Source organism: Arminella tubonensis, assembly GCF_003240585.1.
In the GTDB taxonomy this organism is placed as follows: Bacteria; Pseudomonadota; Alphaproteobacteria; order Rhizobiales; family Rhizobiaceae; genus Rhizobium; species Rhizobium tubonense.
Genome location: NZ_PCDP01000032.1, coordinates 56,918 through 75,289, shown reverse-complemented (window position 1 = coordinate 75,289; position 18,372 = coordinate 56,918). Strand labels below are relative to the sequence as shown.

The window sequence follows — 18,372 nt, the reverse complement described above, 5'->3', positions numbered from 1 at the left end:
AGAAATCATAGAAGAGCTGCATCGGAACCGTCTGGCATCCCATCATCGCTCAACCCTCCGCAAATCAATGCGACGATTGAATCACGACAGGCAAGCCTCAGCAATGCCGAGTTTTTCAACAGTATCGGCCATGAGGCGACCCATGCCGAGGTCCCAATTGCGCCTTCATTCTCGCCGTTCTCGGGCAAAGTGAGTCGTCCCGGAAGCGGCCATCTATTCTAGATACGGCGTCAGCACATCTTCGATCCATTTCATGAATGCGCGGACTCGTCGCGACAGATTGCTCCGATGTGCTACGACGAGGGACACCGGGATCGCCCGGCGACGAAAATCGGGCATTATCTCCACAAGCGCTCCACTCTCAAAGTATTGGCCAATCCCCAGGAGTGGTGCCTGAATCAGACCAAGGCCGGCGACGGCAGCGGCGTCGTAGGTCTGCGCGCTGTTGACGTGCAGGGCACCTGGCAACTGAAGCGTCGCGTAGCTGTCACCGTCCGGATATTCCCATCCATAGGGTCTTGCGCCCAGCATAGTCGAAAAATGAATTGTTCGATGCTCCTGACGCTGGAGATCTTCTATCGATCGCGGGATGCCATAGCGCGCCAGATAAGCGGGACTGGCAGCGTTGACCATGCGCAACAGGCCGAGTTGGCGGGCAATCAGCGTCTCGTCCCTGATGGGTCCAAGCCGCAATACACAGTCGAACCCCTCTTGAACCAGATCGACTTGCCGATCCGTACTCGACACCTCCAGCTCCAACTCGGGATAAGTCGCCATGAAATCCGGCAAGGCCGGCACGATGGTTGTGCGCGCCACCTCGGTCGGAAGATCGACCCGCAAACGCCCGCGGAGTGCCACGCGATCGCCTGCGAACATCGAGTGTAGCTCGTCGACTTCAGCAAGCAGATCGCGGGCGCGGCCATGAAATGCGCGTCCGTCCTCCGTCAATTGCACACTGCGCGTCGTGCGGTGCAGGAGCCTGACACCGACATCTTCTTCCAGCTTCCGGACCGCCGTTGAGGCTCTCCCCTTTTGTATGCCCAGGCTATCGGCCGCGCGGGTGAAGCTCCCCATTTCCGCGACCGTTATGAAAATGAGGATGGGTTCGAGGTTCTGCATTTTTGCGCGCCGGCATTGTTCGTTTCAGAGAGAACAGTAAGTTCATTTCATCGGTATTTATCACAAATAAGAGACACAGTAAGTTCCGAATATTGGGATCCACCCATCGGAGAACGACAAATGTCCGAGACTATGAACCTGCGTCAGGTGCCTGAAACTATGACCTTGCATCGCGCCCTGTGGGCCGGCCGGATAATGAGCGCGATTGTCGTTATCGCTCTGGTGGCAGACGGCACTATTCAGCTTTTCGCGCCGGCACACATCGCGAGCATGTTGAAGGAAACCGGGTTTGCGATGGACCTGACCCGTGTCGTGGGGCCAATCATACTCGCCTGCGCCATCCTCTACGCCATCCCGGCCACGGCCGTCCTTGGCGCGATCCTAGTGACAGGCTTTCTGGGAGGCGCGATCTGCGCCCATGTCCGCATCGGTGAGTTGGGGTCGCCGCCGGAAATCATTTCCCTGCTTCTGGGCGCGATGACATGGGGCGGCCTCTATCTGCGCGATCCCCGTATCCGGGCCATTCTGCCGCTCATCCATTGAACCAACAGGGGCAGTGTTCTGTCCCTAAAAATCAGGAGAAAACGCATGTTTTTAGTAATGGGAATTACCGGAAAAGTCGGTGGTGCAACGGCACAACATCTGTTGGCACAAGGCAAGAAAGTACGCGCGCTCGTCCGCAACCGCGAAAAGGCGGCTAAGTGGGCGGACCAGGGCGTGGAACTGGTGGACGGCGATTGGAATGACTCGGCAGCCATCGAGCCGTCACTCAAAGGCGTTGAAGGTGCGTTTGTCATGTTGCCTTCTGTCTGGGCCCCATCGCCTGATTACAAAGAAGCAAAGGGCGTGATTGCGAACTATGTTGCAGCGCTCAGCAATGCAGCGCCGCGAGTGGTAGCGCTTTCGTCGATGGGTGCGAACAGAACCAGCGGGCTCGGGATGATCACGGCCTTGTCGCTTCTGGAGCAAGGGTTTCGCAACCTGACATCTCCGGTCACCTTCGTGCGCGCAGGCGGATTCTTCGAAAACTTCCTTTACGGGCTGCACGTCGCCCAGGGCGGAACGCTACCGGTCTACTACAATCCGACAAACCGGAAATCGACCATGGTCGCGACGAACGACATTGGCGCGGAAGTCGCAACCCTTTTGACCGGGCCGGACTGGTTAGGACAGCGCGTCGTCGAGCTTGGTTCGATGGTCAGCGCGGATGAAGTGGCGAAACAATTGGGTGAAGTCCTCAATCTCGACGTGAAAGCCTTTGCAGTTCCGCGTGCGGGGTGGGCGGAAGCTTTCGAGCAATTCGGCATCCCGAAGGGCCACACCGGATCTGCCGAAGAGATGTATGAGGCTGTGAATGCAGGATGGATGGACCTCGGAGCCGAGGGTACGGAGCACATAGCGGGTACAACGTCCGCACGCGAAGTCTTCGAGGCCGCGCAGAACGCCGCCAAGGCATAAGCCCCGGAGTGGTCAGGCATGACGGAGGCTACCCGCTTCTGCGTCGGACGCGTCGCGGGAAGCGCTCGACAGTCCAATGTAAGCGAAGCGCCCCCACTCGCGCCCCGCCAATTTTCTCCGCCGCAGCTATAGCCGGTAGCTTTACGGCCTTTGAAACTTAGGCCGCAATTGACCTTGCGTCTGACCGTTACGAAGCGGATAAGCAGCCATCTGCTCACCACGGCTCGACAAAATGCCAACGTTCTACAGTAAGTATAAACTCGCCCGTCGTTCCCGCGTTCTCCGGGGGTCGTTCGATCTCTGGAAGCCGCGCCTGGTGTTTTGGGCCGGGGCATTGGCGATCGGGGTGATGAGCGTTGCTTTCGCCAAGGCCGCTGATTTGGCCCAGCAAGCCTTCGCAGGGATCACGACGTCGGGCCGGTGGACTTATTTACTGCCCCTTATCCTTAGTCCGGCTGGCTTCGCCCTATCGGCGTGGCTTGCAATCACTGTGTTTCCGAATTCGCAGGGTAGCGGCATCCCCCAGGCGATCGCTGCCCGACATCTGCATGATAACGAGGAGCGTTCACGGCTCCTGTCGCTTCGCCTCGCGTTCGGAAAGATCTTGCTGACTATACTCGGCCTTCTCTGCGGTGCCTCCATTGGACGCGAGGGGCCGACCGTGCAGGTCGGCGCGTCCTTCATGCTGGGCGCCGCCCGCTTCGGCGGGATAGCGCAGGCACGCGGTCTCATTCTCGCAGGGTCTGCCGCCGGGATCGCCGCCGCCTTCAACACCCCGCTTGCGGGTATCGTCTTTGCAATCGAGGAGATGAGCCGAACCTACGAATCGCGCTCCAACGGTGTCGTTCTGACGGCTGTCATCTTGTCAGGCCTTGCAGCACTTGCACTGTCTGGAAGCTACAACTATTTCGGCACGGCCTCGGTGGCCCCCATGCATTTGATGGATTGGGCGCTGGTGCCCATCTGCGGCGTTGGCGGCGGTATTCTGGGTGCCGGTTTTAGCGGATTTGCCTTGCACATCGGGCTGCGCATTCGTCGCTGGGCCCAACCAGCACCGCTGAAACGCATGGTACTGCTCGCTGGTATCTGCGGGCTCGCGGTAGCGGTGATTGGCGTCATCTCGGGAGGCGACACCTTTGGGACGAGCTATCAACAAGCACGTGGCGCGGTCGAGGGTCATGCAACCCCAGCACTGTTCTTCATTGCAAAGTTGTTCGCAAGCTTCCTATCGATGATGTCAGGGATACCCGGCGGCATCTTCGCTCCATCTTTGGCGGTGGGTGCAGGCTTCGGCAGTACCATTGGTTCAATGTTTGGAACCAGCATTGCACTTGCAGCCATACTTGGCATGGCCGGATATTTTGCCGGTGTCGTCCAGGCACCGATGACCGCCTTTGTGATCATTCTTGAGATGACGGGTGACCATCAGGCGGTCATCCCGATCATGGCAGTCTCAATGATCGGCTACCTCACCTCGCGCCTGTTGTCTCGCGAGCCCCTCTATCACGGCCTGTCACGCAACTACATCGCCGCCGCGATCCGGGCACGACGCGCCGCCGCTGGGTTCGAAATGCGACGTCACCCTGCAAAGGATTGATCGAAAGGAATTTATTCCAACGCGATCGTGCCAGGTTGGGCAATGGCTCGCGGCGTCATTTGAACTCGGAATCGAAGGATGCTATCCGGCTGACGACGGCAACTGTCGGGACACTTCAGCGCTTGCTCTTGGCCCGTTGATCGTTCAGGTAGGATCGGTTTCAGCGCCTGCGCAGCAGTCAATCGCGATCTGGCTGCCGCAGCGATTGCTGTTGGCCTGAGTTAATGAGCATAGTCCGCTACAAAGGGATATTTGCCTGCGTCGGTAACAAAGCCGGGGCTCGGAGCGTAGAGGATATGTGGGTTGAAAAATTCATCTCGCGAACAGCAATGGGCGCAATGGATGCGTCACTCAATCAAGGGTGAGACAACGGCCTATAAACGCTTTTTGGAGGCAGCGACGCCGCCTCTGCGCGCCATGGTCCGCCATCGCTGTGATCAAATCGGTTGGCCACCCCGCGACGCCGAACACGTTGTGCAGGAAATTCTACTCGCCGTGCATCTGAAGCGAGGGACCTGGGACCCCGAACGGCCGATCGGGCCCCTGGCTGTCGGCCATCGTCCGCAAAAAGCTGTTCGACAGCTTGCGGCGGCTGGACCAGCGGGTGAACGTCCCGGTCGAGGACGTCATGGAGACGCTCGACGTCGAGCAGCCAGACGATGGCTTTGACCGTGTTGACGCAGAGCAACTGTTGCAACGACTGAAGGACCCGCAACGGGAAGTCGTTCGCTCCATCTCTCTCCAGGGTGGGGGCATAGATGAGACGGCCGAAAGGCTTAAAATGATAGAAGCTGCAGTGCGCGTGGCGCTGCATCGTGCCCCAAAATGCCTGGCGGCTTTCTATCGGAGTAACTTACGTGAACATTAATGACCTAATCAGCCTATTGGCAGAAGGCGCGCCTGTTCGCTGGCCGCTAAACCGCTTGCTTGCGCTGGCATTGACAACTGGCGTTGTTGTTCCGTTGCCATTCTGATGTCGACCATTGGAATGCGTAGCGACTTGCCAAGCGCCATCGAAACTGCGCGGGTGCTGTTCAAGCTTCTCGTGACGCTCGTGCTGGCGATTGTCGCGTCGGCCCTGGTGTTAAGGATCGGTCGTCCCGCCGCGTCACTGACGATATCCGCTTGGCTGCTGTTGCCGCTCTGCATGCTGGTGATTGCCGTTGCCAGCGAACTCTCTGCCGTTCCCGAGGATGCCTGGAGCGCGAGCATGATCGGACACCATGCGGCCTTCTGCATGTTCTTCATACCTGTTTTGTCTCTGGTGCCACTGGCCGGCTTGATGCTTGCCCTAAGGAACGGTGCGCCCGAAAATCCGCGGCTTGCGGGTGCTGTTGCCGGCCTGGCCGCTGGCGGGATCGCTGCCGCCATTTATGCCTGGCACTGCCCCGACGACAGCCCACTCTTCGTTGCTGTTTGGTACGTTCTTGCCATTACCATCGTCACAGGTGTCGGCACTCTGATTGGCGGCCGCATTCTACGGTGGTGACCCATACGGGGTCATTGGTAAAAGGCCCCGATCAAAACCTCAATCTGGTCGCTGACCTCGTGGAGCGCCACAGGGGGTCAAATGAAATGGGCGGCGCAATTGCGCCGCCCATAGTTGGCCTACACGGCCAGTTCGAACTGAATGCTGAATCGAGCCTGTATATCCAGGCCTACCTGCATTTCGTTGAGGGTCACATAGCGCCCATGCTTTTCATGGCCTTGTCCATGTGCATGCTGCAGTTTTTCATTTTGTGTTCCTTCATCGAAGACTGAGCCATCATCATTTCTTTCATTGCCATCTTCTTGTGGCTGCCGTCGCTCATCGCATCGATTTTGCTATTGGCACTCATCATCGAGGCGTCGTCACATTTCGCCATCATGGTGTCTTCGGCAAACGCCGGCAGTGCAAAGGCCGATGCTAGAACGGCAGCAGCAATCGTGATCTTCAACATAGTATTCTCCTCTTCGTGGGCATGATTGCCCGTTAAAGCCAGTCAAATTCCCGCGTACCACTCGTAGCCGCGATCTTCCCAGAAGCCGCCTTTGCCGCCCCAAAGCTCGGCAAAGCTGTCCTTGATCTCTATGCGCATCAGGTATTTTGCGTGCTTGTAGCCAAGGTGCCGCTCGACACGCAGGCGGAGCGGCGCGCCATGAGCGACTTCCAGGTCCTTGCCGTTCAGTTGATAGGCAAGGATCGTCTGCGGATGAAACGCATCGATGAGATCGATGCTCTCGTAGTAGGTCCCGCTTCCGTCCAGTGTTTGCTCGAGCTGATCGGCGCAGTGAAACACGGCGTAGCGCGCACCCGGCTTCAGGCCGGCGCTCTGTAGCAGCGCACCCAACGGCGTGCCGGTCCATTTGCCAATGGCGCTCCAGCCTTCGACACAGTCATGGCGAGTGATCTGGGTGCGAGATGGAAGCCGCTTCAGATCGGCAAGAGAAAGGGCAACGGGACGCTCGACAAGGCCGTCGATCTTCAGACGCCAATCGGCAAAGCCATTCTCCATCATCCGGGCGTATTCTTCGCTATCCGGTTGGCTTGTCCCGTTGGGCTTGAATATCGGTGAGATATCCGCCTCGGAGAATTCGCGGGCCAGCTCGTGTTTGGGAACGAGGAGGCGCTGACTTCCGATCGTCAGCTTCTCAGCCATTGCCAGCACGTTTTCGACGTTCGAGTTCTGTACGACTTCATCGCAGCCGGTCAGGCCAATTGTACCGAGCCCGGCGGCCGATCCGATTAATAGACGGCGACGGGTGATGGAGAAGGTCATTGGTCACCTCTTGTCGTCTCGATCGCATACCGGCCGGTTACCATCGATCGCAGGTTGTTCCAGAGGCCGGAAAGAATGACCATGAGAACATGCACGATTACGAAGGCGACGATTGACCAGGCGCAGATGAAGTGAATTGACCTTGCGGACTGCCGGCCCCCGAAGAGATCGAGCAGGAAGGGATAGCCGGCATCAATGCCCGGCGACATGGTCAACCCGGTCGCCAACATCAGTGGCAACATGATGAAAATGATGAGCAGATAGGTAAGCTTCTGCAGGGCATTGTAATGCCGCGCCTTTTCGCCCTTCGGAAACCGCAGTCGAGCGTGGTCGGCAATCTCCTGCTTGAGATGCCGCGGCGATATTTCTTCCGCGCTTGGAGCCAGATTGCGCCGGAAATGCCCCAGGGCGAAACCGTAAAGGGTGTAGACGACCCCGTTGATGACGAAGAGCCAGGCAAAGAAGAAATGCCAGCGACGGCCGGTCGCGAGATCCTGATAACTTGGGACAGTGATCCATGCCGGAAAGCCGCGTTGCGCGGCATCATCGCCTATGCCCGAGACCCCGAGTATGCCGGTAGTGGTGATCGACAGATTGCCAATGCGCAAGACCCCGCGCGTTGCGCCTCCGTCCTCGACAGCATCGATCGAAAGCCAAGACGGATCGGCGTCGGCACCATATTGACCCCAATAAAGAGACGGATGCGCATTGAAGATCTGTAGTCCGCTCATCAGGAGCAGGCTGAGACAGAGGACGTTGATCCAATGCGTGACGCGCGTCACTGCCGAATGGCGGCGAATAAAGGTCGTCACGGGCGCAGTCGGCGGTATCTCGTCATAGTCGATCGTCGCCATGGTCGTTCCTCGTTGCCCTTACGTGGCGTTCAATAGCGGCTACGCAGGGAAGACGGGGTTTGTTACAGCGACGACGAGATTATTATTTCAAGGCAGGATGGAGAGTGCTTGGGCGGAGACCGGCCATAGTCTTAGTCACCCCGACACAGGGCGCGTCACTAAAACGTGAGCCCTGTAACAAACAGGCTCGCGATTGCGAAGTTGGTGAGAGGCAGATCACCAGGGAGCATCGCCATGAAAAGTTCAATCGCATTCGGCCTAAGCGTCATCGCCATACTCTTCGGGTTTGAATCGACGCAGGCGGCCGCCGGCCAATCGCCTACCGTCGTCGAGTTGTTCACGAGCCAGGGCTGTTCGTCATGCCCTCCAGCAAACGCCAATCTTGTCAAGTTGAGCAATGATCCTGGCATTCTGGCACTGAGCTTCTCGGTGACCTACTGGGATTATCTCGGATGGAAAGACAGTTTTGGGAAGCCCGAGTTCAGCAATCGGCAGGCGAACTATGAGCCGGCACTTGGTCAGTCTGGTCCCTTCACGCCGCAGATGGTCATCAACGGCCACTATTCGACCGTCGGCTTTGACCTCAAGGAACTCCGCGCGCAGATCGCTTCCGAAAAGAAACTATCCGGTCCAACGATCATGCTGTCGAAAGATGTAGCAACGATCGACGCGGGCAACCATTCTGGAACACCAGCCGATGTCTGGTTCGTCCGCTATGATCCGGGTACTGTTGAAGTCCCTGTTTCACGCGGCGAGAATGCTGGTGCGACCCTGCCACATGCCCATGTCGTTAGATTGCTCGCCCATCTTGGTACTTGGAGTGGGAAGGCGTTGAGCCTGACTCTCCCGAGCGTCAAAGATGGACCGAAGACTGCCATCATCATCCAGGTTCAAAATGGCGGTCAGATTTTAGCGGCGGCAACTGAATGAAATACGTTTGTTGCTCTGGAACTCAGGAGAATCAACAGCATGGTGAGCCTTTCCGGTTTAGCATCCGGACTGCGGAAATCGATGACGGAGATATCCTTCCAGCGCTTGAAAATGCCGCCGGTATGGTGTTTCGGACGATTCCGGCGCTTGCTCATCTTGTCGATGGCGAGGACTTGCCCGTTGCCCGATACAAGGAGCTGATCTCCAAACGAGCGAGCTGGGTCGCGGTCGATTCAGGCAGTTCGCTTGTGGCCTTTCTCTGCGGCGAAACCGAAAGAAATGTCCTGCATCTCTGGGAGTTGGGTGTTCTGCCAGACGTTCAGCGTCGTGGACTGGGCCGAGCGCTAGTCGATCACGCAATTGAGTTTGCCAAGCATGAAAGCTGCAAGGCAATTACGCTGACCACGTTCCGCGAAGTCCCATGGAACGCGCCTTTTTATGAAAGCATGGGCTTTAAGATAGTTGATCTGGACAAGCATGAGAGATTGTCGGCGATACTCCGCGAGGAGACGAAACGTGGTCTGGAAATCGAGTTGCGCTGCGCGATGATGCTTTCTTTAGAAGAGCGCGTTTCTGAGTTCCATGGTCGATAAATGCCAGTATCGGCCCGACTGCTTCAGGCAGTCCAAGAGCGAGCCAACGAATAAAGCGATTTCTGTGCCGGTTCATCTGGTGTGTTGTTCAAAATGGGAGATGCGATCATAACTTCGTTGAAAGCCTTGCTCATCTGGACAGACATATTCCGGATAGGAATGGATGTTATTCCAACAGCCAAGCTGGCACCGGCCTTTACGCAGCCCCATACCGGGCAGATTATTCCCCCTCAAACTTGGAGATACAGATGACGAAAGTGGCAATTTACGTAGAGTTAAAAGCAAAACCGGGCAAGGAAGAAGACGTTGCGGAGTTTCTCAGGAGCGCTCAAGGATTGGTGCTGCTGGAACCGCTTACCGTCGCCTGGTATGCCGTCCGATTTGACCATTCGACCTTTGCGATCTTCGACGCCTTTGGTGATGAGGAAGGGCGTCAGGCCCATCTTCAGGGGGCTGTGGCCGCTGCACTGGTTGCTCGATACGATGAACTTTTTGATGGCCCGCTCGAAATTCGCCAGCCTGCCGTTTTAGCTGATCGGATGCCGGGCTAACCCTTTGAAACGACGAAGTCGCAGCGCCTGCGGTGCGACTCCGGTTGTCCACTGTTCTATATCCCGCTGTTTCGTCCCAACGATGCCACGGGGATCCTTCAGGGCGACGACGTACGAGCAGACGTTGCCGCGTTTGTCGCGCACGGCGACACGACGGAGCCTCGGGCATAGGCTCTTTCTACCCTCGACATCCTATTCCCTGCTGCTCATTGTCATCCGCGCAGCTTCCGATCAATCTATGAGCTGCTGGGTCACGCCGCAGGAACAAGTGCCACCACTTTCTCGATCGCTCGCTTAAAGGCTGGTCTGGCGTCTATTTGGCTGTACCAGCGAACGATATTTGGGCTGTTCTCAAAGTCAATACCCGCAAATTCTCGTCGCCAAAGCCAGCCGAAGTGTACGATGTCGGCGATAGAAAATGTGTCTCCGGCGACGAACTGGCGCTCGCCGAGCACGCCTTCGAGCACGGCTAGCACACGTTCCGATTCCACTTGGAAACGAGCGATCGCGAGGGGATTTTGTTCAGCCGCCTGACGCTTGAAGAAACCAAGCTGGCCAAAAGCCGGCCCCACACTGGTCAAGTGGAAGAACATCTGCTCGAAGACCCGCACACGGCCGACGCCGTCCAGGGGAAGCAACTTTCCCGTCTTCTCGGCAAGATAGACGAGGATTGCGCCGGACTCACTGATCGTGACAGGTGCTCCATCGAAGCCTTCGCTATCAACCAAAAGCGGCACCTTTCCGTTCGGGTTGATTGCGAGATAATCTGGAAGCTTCTGTTCACCCTTGCGTACGTTGACCGGTCTGAGCTCGTAAGCAAGGCCAAGCTCCTCAAGAGCGATCGGCACACGGATGCTGTTGGGTGTCGAAAAGGCGTAAACTTCAATCATTTTGGTTTCCAAGCTTGGCGGTTGCGTTGAGGCGACATGGCACCTTGTGCCGGACGGCTCCAATGTGGGCGCATTGACTTGACTGGGAAACGGATGACGCCGACATATACGTCATTCCAAGGAGGAATGGATATGAATCGGCTGGCCGCGATGGATGCTTTTGTTCGTGTCGTTGATACTGGTTCTTTCACGAGTGCCGCACGGCAACTTCGCGTGGGACAGCCTGCCGTTTCCAAGATGGTCGCTCAGCTCGAAGAACGGGTGGGCGTCAGACTTCTCTTGCGCACCACTCAAGGCCTCGCCCCGACAGAAGCCGGCGAGACTTTTTACCAGCATTCAAAACGTGCAATCGAGGAAGCGGACGAGGCCGAGGCCAAAGCAAGAGGCTCCGGTGCAGCACTGAGTGGGCGGCTGCGAATTAGCGGTGCGGTCACGTTCGTCAGACTTTACGTTGTTCCGAGGCTGCCAAAGTTCCTGGCAATGCATCCCCATCTCGATATCGAGGTTCATATGGACGACCGCAACGTCGATCTGGTGGAAGCTGGGATCGATATCGCATTGCGGATGGGCGATTTGCAGGATTCTTCGCTGACCGCACGAAAAATCGGTCAAAGCCCTCGAAGCGTGATTGCCTCGCCAGAGTATCTGAGCCGCGCCGGAGTGCCCACATCCCTTGAGGAACTCGCATCGCGTGAAGCAATCATTTATGATTTACGCAGTGGGGGTTCTGTGTGGAACTTTACCAAAGGCTCAACCCAGAGCACCGTTACCATTGGCGGGCGCATCCGGCTGACTGCGGCGGAGGGAGTACGCGAAGCGGTCTTTGCCGGGATAGGCCTGGCCGTTGCTTCGGACTGGATGTTCGGACCGGAACTCGCCTTGGGCAAGGTTCAACGTGTTCTGCAGGACTGGGAACTTCCGCCTGTCGATCTCTGGGCCGTCTTTCCAAGCGGGCGCGCAGCGACGACGAAAGCAAGAACTTTTGCCGACTTCATCAAGCTGGAGCTTGCAGCCGAGTTCCGCGGTAAGCACGTTGGCGAGGGCACTTAGCGCGGGTGGCGATCGCCGCCCGCGCTACCATTAGTATTGTGCGACACCGCCGTCCACGGCCAGTTCAACACCGGTTATATAGCCGCTGTCGTCAGATGCGAGGAACAGCGCGGTCTTGCCCATATCATCCGGTGTACCCATGCGGCCCATTGGAATGGTCCCAGCAATTCCTTCGTATGCTTCGGCGGGGATCAGCCCGGACAGTCCCGGCGTCAAAGTATGGCCGGGGCTCAAGACATTGATCCTGAATCCGCGCTCCTTGGTGTCGATGATCCAGCCGCGGACAAGGCTGCGGATCGCCACTTTTGTCGAGGAATAGACAGACATGCTTGGGATTCCCTTCGAGGCAGCAATCGACCCCGTCAGAATGATCGAAGCACCGTCTTGCAGCACAGGCAGGGCTTTCTGGAAAGCAAAGAGAAGGCCACGGACGTTGGTATTGTAGCTTTTGTCGAAATGCTCTTCAGTGATTTCGCCGAACTTCATGAATTCATAGAATCCGGCATTGAGAACCAGGACATCGATGTGATCGCTGTTCTGCTTCACGGTCTCATAAAGCTTATCCAAGTCAGCGAGCTTCGACGCATCAGCCTGTACGGCAATGGCGCCGTGACCGATTTCGGCAGCAGCCTTGTCTAGCTCGTTTTGCCTACGGCCGGTGATGTAAACGAGCGCGCCCGCTTCAGCGAATTGCTTTGCAATGCCGAGCCCGATGCCTGCGCTGCCGCCGGTCACGACAGCGACCTTGCCGTTCAATTTGTTGCCCATGAAATGATCTTTCGATTTGGTTGGTTTGACCCGCTTGGAGGCTGCGCTGCCTAAGCGGATTGGCACCCGACGGGTGGCCCAACAATCAGATAAAACCATTGAGATCGGCGAAGTAGCGGTCAAACCAGACTAATAATTATTCCTGGAAGGAATGCCTTTGACCAACTCTGCCTATCGCTCCACATTGTCTGTGGGATCCTTCGCAGACCCCGAGCACGTTGATGATGTCGGCAAGACGGTCGCGACGCTGAAGCATCGCGACGATGATCGTTCTTGCTCAGTAGCTCCCCGGTTCTCGGTTCCGAAACCGATCGGAACAACCACCAGACACTGGTACATTGGAGCGAAAGGTGAGCTTCCCGGCGCCCATTCGGGCTAGACTGTGCCGATCAAGTTCGAAAGTAAGGAACCTGCAACGCTCTTTGCCAAACCCAAATCACGCACGCTGCTCATATGATTGCGACCGGCCAAGACATGGTTGGAGACAAACAATCCTTGTTCCGCCAAACGGCTGGCAAAAGCCTCTGCTTGGAAATGAAATGGCGCAGTTTCAGCATCGCCGACCAAAAGTATTGTCGTTACTGAGGGGTCGTGTTGATGATCAAGCGGAGTGAAGGACAGGACTTCCTCATCGGTAATATCGATGAGCGGTTTCAGGAAGGACGGCTGCAATGGTTCCAGATCATAGAGCCCCCCCAGCAACAGAGCGGCCCGAACACCGGACGGTCTCTCGTCCTCATTGAACAAGAATGTACAAAGGTGGGCGCCTGCAGAATGCCCACTGATGGTCAGTCGGTTCGGATCGCCGCCATACTCGGCAATGTGATTACGGACCCAGCGCTTGGCGCTGCGGACCTGGTTGACGATCGCCGCCATGCGGACGTCAGGCATCAGCGCGTAGTCGATGATCACCGCGATCGCACCCGCACCAACGATCGTTTCGGCGATGAATGAGAAATCATTCTTGCTGAACATTCGCCAATAGCCGCCATGGACGAACATGTGCACGGGCCTTCCGACGAGGTTCCCTTTGGGAAAGAACAGATCGAGTCTTTCAAGGGCATGCGGGCCATAAGGGATAGAGGCCACCATGCGGAGATTGGAGCGCGTTGTATCGCTTCGTACCTGGTATTCGTCTACGAGATCGTCGAACTCAGGAACATGATCGCGCGTGCGAAACTGATCTTTTTCCAAAGGGGATTCCTTTCGGCCGGTTTCACTAGAAGCTAGCCGCGATGTATTTCGCTTCCATGAATTCGAGAATGCCGTGCGATCCGCCTTCGCGTCCAAGTCCGCTTTGTTTTACCCCTCCGAAGGGTGCGGCAGGATCGGAAACAAGGCCACGATTAAGCGCAACCATGCCTGCCTCGAGCTTTCCCGCAACGCGCATCCCGCGGGTTAGATCTTTGGTGAAGACATAGGCCGCGAGGCCGTACTCGGTGTCATTCGCAAGCGCGACCACTTCGTCTTCCGAACTAAAAGACCTAATCGGGGCAACTGGACCAAATATCTCCTCGTGCGCCATCTCCGATTGCTGAGAAACGCCAGAAAGGACGGTCGGCGGGTAAAAGAAGCCTTTGCCCTCGGGTCGTGTTCCGCCACTCATCACCTTCGCCCCGCCTTGCACGGCGTTCGCGACCAGGCGTTCGATCTTGTCCACTGCCTTTCTGGTGATCATCGGGCCGCATTCGGTCTTAGGATCGACGCCGTCGCCAACGGAAAGCGCGGACATGCGCTTGACCAGGCCTGCTGCAAAAGCATCGTGAATTCCAGCCTGGACGTAGAGCCGGTTGGCAGCGGTGCAGGCCTCGCCGGCATTGCGCATCTTGGCGACCATCGCGCCGTCGAGGGCAGTTTTGAGATCCGCATCGTCGAAAACGATCAACGGCGCATTGCCGCCAAGCTCCATCGAGCAACTAAGGACACTCTTGGCCGCTTCAGCCAAGAGCGTGCGCCCAACACCGGTCGATCCCGTAAAGGAAAGCTTGCGCACACGTGGATCGCCCAGCATTGCCGCGGTAACGGGGCCGGGCGTCGAGGTTGTGACGACGTTGACGACGCCCGCCGGCACACCCGCTTCTTCATAGATCGCGGCGAGCGCGTAGGCCGTCAAAGGTGTCTCGCTGGCGGGTTTCAGAACGACGGTGCAGCCCGCCGCAAGAGCCGGCGCAATTTTTCTGGTGGCCATCGCCGCTGGAAAATTCCACGGCGTGATCAGCACGCAAATCCCAATCGGCTGATAGTCGACGATGATCCTGTTCGTTCCGGACGGAGCGGTGCCGAACTGTCCGGCGATACGAACGGCTTCCTCCGAGTTCCAACGAAAGAACTCGGCCGCGTAGGCCACTTCGCCGCGCGCGTCGCGCAACGCCTTGCCGTTTTCCATCGAGATCAGCGTCGCCAGCATCTCGGATCGTTCGATCATCAACTCGAAGCATCGACGCAGGATTTCGGATCTTTTTCTCGGTGCAGTCTCGCGCCAGCCGGCTGCGGCCTTCGCTGCAGCGTCGACGGCAGCGACGCCATCGCCGATCGAGGCGTCGGACACATGTGCAAGCACGACTTCGGTGGAGGGGTCGACGACCGGAATCTTTCGGTCGCCTTCGGAGGTCCGCCATTCGCCACCGATATAGAGGCCGCGAGAGCATGCGGAGAGATCAATGTTGTGGGTGAGGGGAGTCTTCAGATGTTGCTGGGCGACGGTCATGGCATGGGATCCTAGGTGAAAGTGGTCAAGCGGAGGTGGCGGCGGATAGATCGCCATGGTAGGCGGCCCTGATCAGTTGTTTCATCGAAACGAGATCCAGCGGCTTTGGGTTGTTCTTGATGAGGCGCTCGATACCGATTGCCTGTTCGGCGGTCCAATCCAGCTTGTCGACGGGTAACCCCAAGGCTTCAAGTGTCGGTGTAATGCCGATCGCCGCAAAAAGCCTTGCGATTTCGAAAATGGCGGCGTCAGCCTTTTCCTCTGTCGTCAGACCGTCCACCCGAAGTCCGAGTGTTTCGGCGATTTCGGCCATTTCCAGCAATGACGCGGAGCGATTGAACATCATGACATAGGGCATCATCGTCGCGACACCGAGCCCATGGGCCGTGTGCGTGACCGCGCCAGCCGGATACTGGATGGCGTGAGCAGCGGCTGTACCAGCGGTGCCGAAGGCGCATCCCGCAGCCAGCGCTCCCATCATGACGTCCGCACGCGCATCTTCGTCGGTGCCATCGGCGCACGCCCTCTCCAGGCTCCGCCCGAGCAGCTTTATGGCAAGCAAGGCGAAGTGATCGGTGAGCGAACTCTTGCCGATAAAGACATGATTTTGCGCCAGTTTTGAATCCGCGACGCGGCGAGCGGCCGTAAACGCCTCGATCGCGTGGGTGAGGGCATCGGCTCCTGCGATCGCCGTCAGTCCGCGCGGGCAGGTTAGTGTCAGATCGGGGTCACAAATGGCGGCGATTGGGATCAGATGGGGGCTAGATATGCCGACTTTCAGCGTTCGGTCAGGGTCTGCGATGACGGCGACGGGCGTGACTTCCGAGCCGGTACCGGCGGTCGTAGGGATGGCGATGATCGGCAACACCGGGCCCGGAACCTTGAATTCACCGTAGTAGTCCTCGAGCTTGCCGCCGTGGGACAAGAGCAGGGCTGCGCATTTCGCCATGTCAAGGCAACTGCCCCCACCGACGCCGATGACCATGTCAGGCCGGAAATCGCGCGCTCCGGCGGCGCAAATCGCTGCGGTATCTCGTGGCACATCCGGCAACACTTTGTCGTAGACACTCAGCTCGATCCCGGCCGCACGCAAAAGCTCCAGAATTTCCGCGAACGCCGGCGTCGCCGCGAACCGCTCATCGGTGCAGATCAGGGCGCGCGAGCCGAGGCGACTGGCCACCGATCCCAATGCATGGCGCTGACCCTTTCCAAACAGGATTTCGCGAGGAAGCCGGATGGCGGCAAACAGGGTCATTGCATATATCCTTGTTGGAAGGCTTGAGAGGCGGCTGTCAGTTCGTTGAGTTCTGTCCAGAGGCGATCATCCACATCGAAACCCTTGAGCGCGGCACACTCGCGTCTTTTCCGCGCTCCGTCGCCAGGCACCGCCACGGGACGTCCGGGGTCGATCGCCGGCGAGGAGCGAACGAAATCGAGGTAATCTGCAAGGCGCTCCGAAAGGTCGGGCGCTGCGGCCATATCGATGGCAATCAGGATATCACCCTTGTTACAGACAGCCTCAGCGTCGAGGGTTCCTAGCACGGCCGGTGCCAATGCCGATCCCGCAAGACCGGCGACCAGTAGCTCGATCGCTATGCCGAGGCCGTATCCCTTGGCGTCTCCAAACGGTGCAATCGCCCCATTCTTGGCAAGCGTGGGGTCGGTGGTGGGATTGCCGCTCGCATCCCTGGCCCAATTCGGCTGAAGAGGAATGCCATTGGCTGCGTGGTGATGAACCTTGCCCATCGAAACAATGCTTGTCGCCAGATCGAGAACCAGGGAGCCGCGCGCGGTCGGGACCGCGATTGCAATCGGGTTCGTTCCAAGGACTGCCCGCGTTCCTCCATAGGGATGCACGAGGGCCTCGGACGACGACAGGGCGATGCCGATCTGACCGCGCTCGGCAATTTGCTCGACATAATGGCCAAGCATCCCAAGGTGGTTGCTGTTGTGAATTGCCGCGAGCGTGATGCCAGCCGCCGTCGCTTCAGATCTCATCCTGTTCAGAGCCGCAAGCGCGACGACGGGACCAAGTCCCTTTTTTCCATCCACCTCAAGAACAGCGCCGGAGCGCCAATGGGACGACCCCATGGTCGTCGGATCGATCAGTCCGCGGTCTATCCTGGCGAGGATACGTGGCAGGCGTTGAAGTCCGTGGGACGGATGGCCTTTGAGTTCCGCTTCGACGAGAACCAGCGCTTGCTGCCTCGCCTGGCGGGATGGCACGTTTCGGCCTTCGAGCAACTTGCCTACCAAAGTCATTGCCGAAGCCTCCGATACCCTCACTCTCACCCCCAAATATAAAATCGTATAAGATATAGGATTGCATCGGCGCAACCATCATGTTAGCGGTGTCTCATGTCAAGAGGCAAAAAGATGCGCAGCCCCAATTCAACAAACTCATCAAGTCCAATCGACGGCCCGGCCGATCTATCGCCGATCCAGCGTGCCAATAGTCTTGCCGAGGAGGTCTACGATGCGATCTTCTCGCAACTGATGGCGCTAAAGATTGCCCCCGGCTCAAGGATAACCGTCGACAACCTGGTGCGGGAACTGAGCGTGTCTCACACACCGATCCGCGAGGCGCTCGGCCGCCTTGAAGGCGAGGGGCTGGTGGTCAAGACGCATCTGGTCGGCTACAGCGCCGCCCCGCAAATCTCCCGGCGTCGCTTCGACGAACTTTATGCCCTACGCCTGTTGCTGGAGCCTGATGCCGCCCGTCGCGCCGCCGCCAACATGGACGAAAATGCGATGCGCGAGCTGTCCGAAGCCGCGGGCGTCATGCTTCGTCGCGAAGGGACCGACGACCGCATCCGCTATTCCATGTTCGCGCGCCAGGATGCCATCTTTCACGACAAGATCATGAAGATCGCCGGCAACGAACTCATTCGCGAGACCCTGGCCTATCAACACACCCATTTCCACATTTTTCGACTGATGTTCCATTCTCGGGTGACTGAGGAAGCGCTTGACGAACACGAGGCGATCCTCACGGCGTTTTCTTGTGGTGACCCCATTGGTGCCGAGAAGGCCATGCGCGATCACATCGAACATTCGCGCGATCGCCTCCTGCCGGTGTTCGAATAATGTCCATGG

19 protein-coding genes and 1 pseudogene are annotated in these 18,372 nt (G+C 57.9%); 10 read left to right on the top strand and 10 right to left on the bottom strand.

Annotated elements, in window-relative coordinates; all coding sequences use genetic code 11:
- Positions 1–213: 213 nt before the first annotated feature.
- Positions 214–1,119: a LysR family transcriptional regulator gene (locus tag CPY51_RS10460; RefSeq protein ID WP_111160175.1), complete on the bottom strand. Its 906-nt coding sequence runs from the start codon at positions 1,117–1,119 to the stop codon at positions 214–216.
- 120 nt (positions 1,120–1,239) lie between these two features.
- On the opposite strand from CPY51_RS10460, the gene CPY51_RS10455 reads away from it, so the two are divergent.
- From CPY51_RS10455 to CPY51_RS10435, 5 genes and pseudogenes are all read left to right on the top strand, one after another.
- The gene (locus CPY51_RS10455) at positions 1,240–1,662 is read left to right on the top strand and encodes a DoxX family protein (RefSeq protein ID WP_111160174.1); all 423 of its coding nucleotides are present in this window, start codon (positions 1,240–1,242) and stop codon (positions 1,660–1,662) included.
- A gap of 45 nt (positions 1,663–1,707) precedes the next feature.
- Positions 1,708–2,577, top strand: a complete 870-nt coding sequence (locus CPY51_RS10450; RefSeq protein ID WP_111160173.1) for an NmrA family NAD(P)-binding protein — start codon at positions 1,708–1,710, stop codon at positions 2,575–2,577.
- A 232-nt stretch (positions 2,578–2,809) separates the two neighbouring features.
- Positions 2,810–4,174 carry a chloride channel protein gene (locus CPY51_RS10445; protein WP_111160172.1) on the top strand — a complete coding sequence of 455 codons (1,365 nt, stop codon included), beginning with the start codon at positions 2,810–2,812 and terminating at the stop codon, positions 4,172–4,174.
- A 303-nt stretch (positions 4,175–4,477) separates the two neighbouring features.
- Positions 4,478–5,042: pseudogene (locus tag CPY51_RS10440) on the top strand (sigma factor).
- A gap of 120 nt (positions 5,043–5,162) precedes the next feature.
- The gene (locus CPY51_RS10435) at positions 5,163–5,663 is read left to right on the top strand and encodes an NrsF family protein (protein ID WP_338049424.1); all 501 of its coding nucleotides are present in this window, start codon (positions 5,163–5,165) and stop codon (positions 5,661–5,663) included.
- Positions 5,664–5,853: 190 nt separating this feature from the next.
- Here the strand turns inward: CPY51_RS10435 and CPY51_RS10430 are convergent, their stop codons facing one another.
- Genes CPY51_RS10430 through CPY51_RS10420 form a run of 3 tightly spaced genes read right to left on the bottom strand, consistent with a single transcriptional unit; the run spans position 5,854 to position 7,787 of the window.
- A complete protein-coding gene (locus CPY51_RS10430; RefSeq protein WP_111160171.1) occupies positions 5,854–6,114 on the bottom strand; it encodes a hypothetical protein in 261 nt (86 codons plus the stop codon).
- 42 nt (positions 6,115–6,156) lie between these two features.
- Positions 6,157–6,933 (bottom strand): molybdopterin-binding protein, encoded by a 777-nt coding sequence (locus tag CPY51_RS10425; RefSeq protein ID WP_111160170.1) that lies wholly within the window; start codon positions 6,931–6,933, stop codon positions 6,157–6,159.
- A complete protein-coding gene (locus CPY51_RS10420; RefSeq protein WP_111160169.1) occupies positions 6,930–7,787 on the bottom strand; it encodes a cytochrome b/b6 domain-containing protein in 858 nt (285 codons plus the stop codon). The genes CPY51_RS10425 and CPY51_RS10420 overlap by 4 nt, the downstream gene beginning before the upstream one ends.
- A 234-nt stretch (positions 7,788–8,021) precedes the next feature.
- Between CPY51_RS10420 and CPY51_RS10415 the strand changes: the two genes are divergently transcribed.
- From CPY51_RS10415 to CPY51_RS10405, 3 genes are all read left to right on the top strand, one after another.
- Positions 8,022–8,717: a DUF1223 domain-containing protein gene (locus CPY51_RS10415; RefSeq protein ID WP_111160168.1), complete on the top strand. Its 696-nt coding sequence runs from the start codon at positions 8,022–8,024 to the stop codon at positions 8,715–8,717.
- A complete protein-coding gene (locus tag CPY51_RS10410; protein ID WP_111160167.1) occupies positions 8,714–9,310 on the top strand; it encodes a GNAT family N-acetyltransferase in 597 nt (198 codons plus the stop codon). The genes CPY51_RS10415 and CPY51_RS10410 overlap by 4 nt, the downstream gene beginning before the upstream one ends.
- Positions 9,311–9,558: 248 nt before the next feature.
- Complete coding sequence (locus CPY51_RS10405) at positions 9,559–9,861, top strand: putative quinol monooxygenase (RefSeq protein WP_111160166.1); 303 nt, start codon at positions 9,559–9,561, stop codon at positions 9,859–9,861.
- 251 nt (positions 9,862–10,112) lie between these two features.
- Here CPY51_RS10405 and CPY51_RS10400 read toward each other — a convergent pair whose 3' ends face one another.
- Positions 10,113–10,751, bottom strand: a complete 639-nt coding sequence (locus tag CPY51_RS10400) for a glutathione S-transferase family protein (RefSeq protein WP_111160165.1) — start codon at positions 10,749–10,751, stop codon at positions 10,113–10,115.
- A gap of 132 nt (positions 10,752–10,883) precedes the next feature.
- Between CPY51_RS10400 and CPY51_RS10395 the strand changes: the two genes are divergently transcribed.
- Positions 10,884–11,801 carry a LysR family transcriptional regulator gene (locus tag CPY51_RS10395; protein ID WP_111160164.1) on the top strand — a complete coding sequence of 306 codons (918 nt, stop codon included), beginning with the start codon at positions 10,884–10,886 and terminating at the stop codon, positions 11,799–11,801.
- Between the two features lie 30 nt (positions 11,802–11,831).
- Here the strand turns inward: CPY51_RS10395 and CPY51_RS10390 are convergent, their stop codons facing one another.
- The 5 genes from CPY51_RS10390 to CPY51_RS10370 all read right to left on the bottom strand — a co-directional run bounded on the left by CPY51_RS10390 (position 11,832) and on the right by CPY51_RS10370 (position 17,562).
- Entirely contained in the window at positions 11,832–12,569 is a 738-nt protein-coding gene (locus CPY51_RS10390; protein ID WP_111160163.1) for an SDR family NAD(P)-dependent oxidoreductase, read from the bottom strand.
- Between the two features lie 375 nt (positions 12,570–12,944).
- Entirely contained in the window at positions 12,945–13,763 is an 819-nt protein-coding gene (locus CPY51_RS10385) for an alpha/beta hydrolase (protein ID WP_111160162.1), read from the bottom strand.
- A 25-nt stretch (positions 13,764–13,788) separates the two neighbouring features.
- Positions 13,789–15,276, bottom strand: coding sequence for an NAD-dependent succinate-semialdehyde dehydrogenase (locus tag CPY51_RS10380; RefSeq protein ID WP_111160183.1), 1,488 nt, complete (start codon positions 15,274–15,276; stop codon positions 13,789–13,791).
- A gap of 25 nt (positions 15,277–15,301) precedes the next feature.
- Positions 15,302–16,531 (bottom strand): iron-containing alcohol dehydrogenase, encoded by a 1,230-nt coding sequence (locus CPY51_RS10375; RefSeq protein ID WP_111160161.1) that lies wholly within the window; start codon positions 16,529–16,531, stop codon positions 15,302–15,304.
- Positions 16,528–17,562: an Ldh family oxidoreductase gene (locus CPY51_RS10370; protein WP_111160160.1), complete on the bottom strand. Its 1,035-nt coding sequence runs from the start codon at positions 17,560–17,562 to the stop codon at positions 16,528–16,530. The genes CPY51_RS10375 and CPY51_RS10370 overlap by 4 nt, the downstream gene beginning before the upstream one ends.
- A gap of 90 nt (positions 17,563–17,652) precedes the next feature.
- On the opposite strand from CPY51_RS10370, the gene CPY51_RS10365 reads away from it, so the two are divergent.
- Positions 17,653–18,363, top strand: coding sequence for a GntR family transcriptional regulator (locus CPY51_RS10365; RefSeq protein WP_111160159.1), 711 nt, complete (start codon positions 17,653–17,655; stop codon positions 18,361–18,363).
- Positions 18,364–18,372 lie beyond the last annotated feature (9 nt).

Bases quoted from the DNA above. Each gene is read 5' to 3' on its own strand.
- CPY51_RS10460 (WP_111160175.1), bottom strand. From the start codon at position 1,119: ATGCAGAACCTCGAACCCATCCTCATTTTCATAACGGTCGCGGAAATG.
- CPY51_RS10455 (WP_111160174.1), top strand. From the start codon at position 1,240: ATGTCCGAGACTATGAACCTGCGTCAGGTGCCTGAAACTATGACCTTG.
- CPY51_RS10450 (WP_111160173.1), top strand. From the start codon at position 1,708: ATGTTTTTAGTAATGGGAATTACCGGAAAAGTCGGTGGTGCAACGGCA.
- CPY51_RS10445 (WP_111160172.1), top strand. From the start codon at position 2,810: ATGCCAACGTTCTACAGTAAGTATAAACTCGCCCGTCGTTCCCGCGTT.
- CPY51_RS10435 (WP_338049424.1), top strand. From the start codon at position 5,163: ATGCGTAGCGACTTGCCAAGCGCCATCGAAACTGCGCGGGTGCTGTTC.
- CPY51_RS10430 (WP_111160171.1), bottom strand. From the start codon at position 6,114: ATGTTGAAGATCACGATTGCTGCTGCCGTTCTAGCATCGGCCTTTGCA.
- CPY51_RS10425 (WP_111160170.1), bottom strand. From the start codon at position 6,933: ATGACCTTCTCCATCACCCGTCGCCGTCTATTAATCGGATCGGCCGCC.
- CPY51_RS10420 (WP_111160169.1), bottom strand. From the start codon at position 7,787: ATGGCGACGATCGACTATGACGAGATACCGCCGACTGCGCCCGTGACG.
- CPY51_RS10415 (WP_111160168.1), top strand. From the start codon at position 8,022: ATGAAAAGTTCAATCGCATTCGGCCTAAGCGTCATCGCCATACTCTTC.
- CPY51_RS10410 (WP_111160167.1), top strand. From the start codon at position 8,714: ATGAAATACGTTTGTTGCTCTGGAACTCAGGAGAATCAACAGCATGGT.
- CPY51_RS10405 (WP_111160166.1), top strand. From the start codon at position 9,559: ATGACGAAAGTGGCAATTTACGTAGAGTTAAAAGCAAAACCGGGCAAG.
- CPY51_RS10400 (WP_111160165.1), bottom strand. From the start codon at position 10,751: ATGATTGAAGTTTACGCCTTTTCGACACCCAACAGCATCCGTGTGCCG.
- CPY51_RS10395 (WP_111160164.1), top strand. From the start codon at position 10,884: ATGAATCGGCTGGCCGCGATGGATGCTTTTGTTCGTGTCGTTGATACT.
- CPY51_RS10390 (WP_111160163.1), bottom strand. From the start codon at position 12,569: ATGGGCAACAAATTGAACGGCAAGGTCGCTGTCGTGACCGGCGGCAGC.
- CPY51_RS10380 (WP_111160183.1), bottom strand. From the start codon at position 15,276: ATGACCGTCGCCCAGCAACATCTGAAGACTCCCCTCACCCACAACATT.
- CPY51_RS10375 (WP_111160161.1), bottom strand. From the start codon at position 16,531: ATGACCCTGTTTGCCGCCATCCGGCTTCCTCGCGAAATCCTGTTTGGA.
- CPY51_RS10365 (WP_111160159.1), top strand. From the start codon at position 17,653: ATGCGCAGCCCCAATTCAACAAACTCATCAAGTCCAATCGACGGCCCG.